Genomic DNA, 3,601 nt, shown 5'->3' with positions numbered 1-3,601 from the left:
GGCCACGGCCGCGGTGACCGGCCGGTTCGGCGGCGGCTGGCTGGTGCCGGCGCTGTTGTGGGCGGCCTGGGCCGGGCTCGGCCTGTGGTGGGCGGCGGGCCGCTGGACGCGGTCGCAGCAGCCCCGGATGCTGCTCGACGTGCTGGCGAACGTGCTGCACAACGCCGGTCTCGCCGTGATCATGGCGGAGGCGTGTCTGATCTACGCCACGGCCGGCTGGTACAAGATCCAGGGCTCGCGCTGGCAGGACGGCACTGCCGTCTACTACCCGCTGCATCTGGACTACTTCTCTCCCTGGCCCGCCCTCGCCGACCTGATGTCCGCCAGCGGCGTCCTCATGATGATCGTGACCTACGGAACCGTCATGGTGCAGGTCGCCTTCCCCTTCACCCTGTTCAACCGGCGGGTGAAGAACGTCCTGCTGGTGCTGATGATGACCGAGCACGCGGTGATCGCCCTCGTCCTCGGGCTGCCCTTCTTCTCCCTGGCGATGATCACGGCGGACGCCGTCTTCCTGCCCACCGCCTTCCTGCTGCTCCTCGGCGGCTGGGCCGCACGCGCGCGTGGACGGCTGATACGGCGCGGCGGGACGGGCCGGGTGCCGCCGCCCCGCGCCCCGGAGGAGTCCACCGCCGGACACGTAGGGTTCAGGGCATGACCGACCCCCTGGACCGCTGGCGCGAGCGCGCCGAGGACGCCGTGCTGCTGGACGGCTTCCACGCCCTCAAGCACGCGCTGCGCTTCGGGGCCGAGGTGCCCGTGGCGGTCACCACCGACCGGGAGGCCACGCTCGCGCTCGCCGGTGAACTCGCCGGGGACGTCCGGGACCCCCTGGACGCGCTGCTGACGGAGGTGCCCCCGGCGGTCTACGCCTCGCTGGTGCCCCGCCCGCACCCGACCGGCGTGGCCGCGCTCGCCGTACGGCCGTCCCGCGAGGCCAACCTCAAGACACTGGCCCACCTGCCGCGCACGGCGCCCGTGGTGGTGCTGGACGAGCCGCGCAACCTCGGCAACGCGGGCGCGGTGATCCGGCTGGCCGCCGGGTTCGGCGCGACCGGGGTCGTCACCACCGGCACCCTCGACCCCTGGCACCCCACCGTGGTGCGCGGCGGGGCGGGGCTGCACTTCGCCACCGCCGTGGAACGCCTCGGCGTCGACGAGCTGCCCACCGGGCCGCTGTTCGCCCTCGATCCCGAGGGCGACGACATCCGGCGGGTCGAGCTGCCCGACGACGCGGTGCTGGCGTTCGGCTCGGAGCGCAGCGGGCTCTCGGCGCCGCTGCGGGCCCGCGCCGACCGGCTGCTGTCGCTGCCCATGCGGCCGCAGGTCTCCAGCTACAACCTGGCCACCAGCGTGGCCATGACGCTGTACCACTGGAGCCTGCGCACCGCCTGAGCCACGCGCCTACGCCTCCTTGCGGACCTCCACCACGCGGAAGCGGTTGGCCACGTACGCGCCGTCGGTGAGGGCCGCGTTCGCCGCCGGGTTGCCGCCGGAGCCGTGGAAGTCGGAGAAGGCGGCGGTCTGGTTGACGTACACCCCGCCGGTCAGGTTCAGGGAGAGCTGGGCGGGCTCCTCCAGGCAGACCTCCTCGATGGCCCGCGCGACCTCCGGGTCGACGGTGTGGGCGCCGACCGTCATGGCGCCCTGCTCGCGGATGGTGCGCCGCAGCAGGTCCACGGCGTCGGTGACCGAGTCGACGGCCACCGCGAAGGACACCGGGCCGAAGCACTCGCCGAGGTAGGCGGCCTCGTCGTCCGGCTTGGCGGCGTCCAGCTTCACGATCACCGGGGTGCGTACGACCGCGTCCGGGAAGTCCGGGTTGGTGATCTCACGGGAGGCCAGGGCGACTTCGCCGAGGTCGGCGGCGGCCTCCAGGCGGGCCTTCACGTCCGGGTTGACGATGGCGCCCAGCAGGGCGTTGGCGCGGGCGTCGTCCCCGAGGAGGCCGTCGACCGCGCGGGCGAGGTCGCCGGTCACCTCGTCGAAGGACTTGTGGCCCTCGTTGGTGCTGATGCCCTCGCGCGGGATCAGCAGATTCTGCGGGGTGGTGCACATCTGGCCGCTGTACAGGGAGAGCGAGAAGGCGAGGTTCGCCAGCATGCCCTGGTAGTCGTCGGTGGACTGCACGATCACCGTGTTGACGCCGGCCTTCTCCGTGTAGACCTGGGCCTGGCGGGCGTTGGCCTCCAGCCAGTCGCCGAAGGCGGTGGAGCCGGTGTAGTCGATGATGCGGATCTCGGGGCGGGTGGCGAGGGTCTTGGCGATCCCCTCACCGGCCCGCTCGGCGGCCAGCGCGACCAGGTTGGGGTCGAACCCGGCCTCGGCCAGCACCTCGCGGGCCACCTGGACGGTGAGCGCGAGCGGCAGCACCGCGCGCGGGTGCGGCTTGACCAGGACCGCGTTGCCGGTCGCCAGGGAGGCGAACAGGCCCGGATAGCCGTTCCACGTCGGGAAGGTGTTGCAGCCGATCATCAGCGCGATGCCGCGCGGGACCGGGGTGAAGCTCTTGGTCAGCGTCAGCGGGTCGCGCTTGCCCTGCGGCTTGCTCCATTCCGCCGTCAGGGGCGTGCGGGTCTGCTCCGCGTACGCGTACGCCACCGCCTCCAGGCCGCGGTCCTGGGCGTGCGGGCCGCCCGCCTGGAACGCCATCATGAACGCCTGGCCGCTGGTGTGCATGACCGCGTGCGCGAACTCGTGCGTCCGGTCGCTGATCCGCTTCAGGATCTCCAGACAGACCGCCGCGCGGGTCTCCGGCCCCGCGTCGCGCCAGGCGGCCTGCCCGGCGCGCATCGCGGGGAGCAGTACGTCGAGGTCGGCGTGCGGGTAGCTCACGCCCAGCTCGATGCCGTACGGCGAGACCTCGCCGCCCACCCAGTCGTCCGTGCCGGGCTGGTCCAGGTCGAGTCGGGTGCCGAGGAGCGCGTCGAAGGCGGCCTTGCCGGCGCCCGCGTCCAGGCTGCCGTGTTCCCCGTACGCCTTGGGGTGCTCGGGGTGGGGGGACCAGTAGGCGCGGGTGCGGATCGCCTCAAGGGCCTGGTCGAGGGTGGGGCGGTGCTTGGCGATCAGCTCGTGTGCGGTCGGTCGGGCGGTCATCCGGGACCAACTCCTCGTCTGCGTGAACTCGTCGTCGAGCTCGTGACCTGGGCATTTGGAGAGACGGCAGGATTGCGGCGGGCGCGGCCCGCGGAGCCTTCCGCCGGACGGTGGTGGGCTGCGGGCGGTCAGGGCTAGAGTAACCGAACGATCGGTCGGGACAAGGGGGTCCGCCGCATCTGTGGACAACGTCGTGCGGGAGGATCGCGCACATGACAGCTATCGACCTCACCAGCCCCGTGGCCGTGGTCGGCACCGGCACCATGGGCCAGGGCATCGCCCAGGTCGCGCTGACCGCCGGCCACCCTGTCCTGCTCCATGACGCCCTGCCCGGCCGGGCGCGGGAGGCCGCCGAGGCCATCGGCGCCCGCCTCGACCGGCTCGTGGCCAAGGGCCGGCTCGGCGCGGACGAACGGGACGCGGCGCGCGCCCGGCTCACCCCCGTCGAGCACCTCGGTGAACTGGCCGGCTGCGCGCTGGTGGTGGAGGCCGTGCTGGAGCGGCT

Annotated in this window: 3 protein-coding genes and 1 pseudogene; 3 read left to right on the top strand and 1 reads right to left on the bottom strand. The window is 73.1% G+C overall.

Going from position 1 to position 3,601, the window contains the following annotated elements; translation table 11 throughout:
• Positions 1-658, top strand: a pseudogene (locus GT030_RS32225) (HTTM domain-containing protein); the annotation flags it as partial.
• Positions 655-1,395, top strand: coding sequence for a TrmH family RNA methyltransferase (locus GT030_RS32220; RefSeq protein ID WP_161204111.1), 741 nt, complete (start codon positions 655-657; stop codon positions 1,393-1,395). The pseudogene GT030_RS32225 and the gene GT030_RS32220, both read left to right, overlap by 4 nt.
• Positions 1,396-1,404: 9 nt before the next feature.
• Here the strand turns inward: GT030_RS32220 and paaN are convergent, their stop codons facing one another.
• Entirely contained in the window at positions 1,405-3,096 is a 1,692-nt protein-coding gene (gene paaN, locus GT030_RS32215; protein WP_161204110.1) for a phenylacetic acid degradation protein PaaN, read from the bottom strand.
• A 212-nt stretch (positions 3,097-3,308) separates the two neighbouring features.
• Between paaN and GT030_RS32210 the strand changes: the two genes are divergently transcribed.
• Positions 3,309-3,601, top strand: a 293-nt coding sequence (locus tag GT030_RS32210) for a 3-hydroxyacyl-CoA dehydrogenase NAD-binding domain-containing protein (protein ID WP_161204109.1), incomplete at its 3' end; no start/stop codon positions are given.

It is taken from the genome of Streptomyces sp. SID1328 (assembly GCF_009865595.1).
Taxonomy (GTDB): Bacteria; Actinomycetota; Actinomycetes; order Streptomycetales; family Streptomycetaceae; genus Streptomyces; species Streptomyces griseoluteus.
This window is presented reverse-complemented; position numbering and strand designations above follow the sequence as displayed.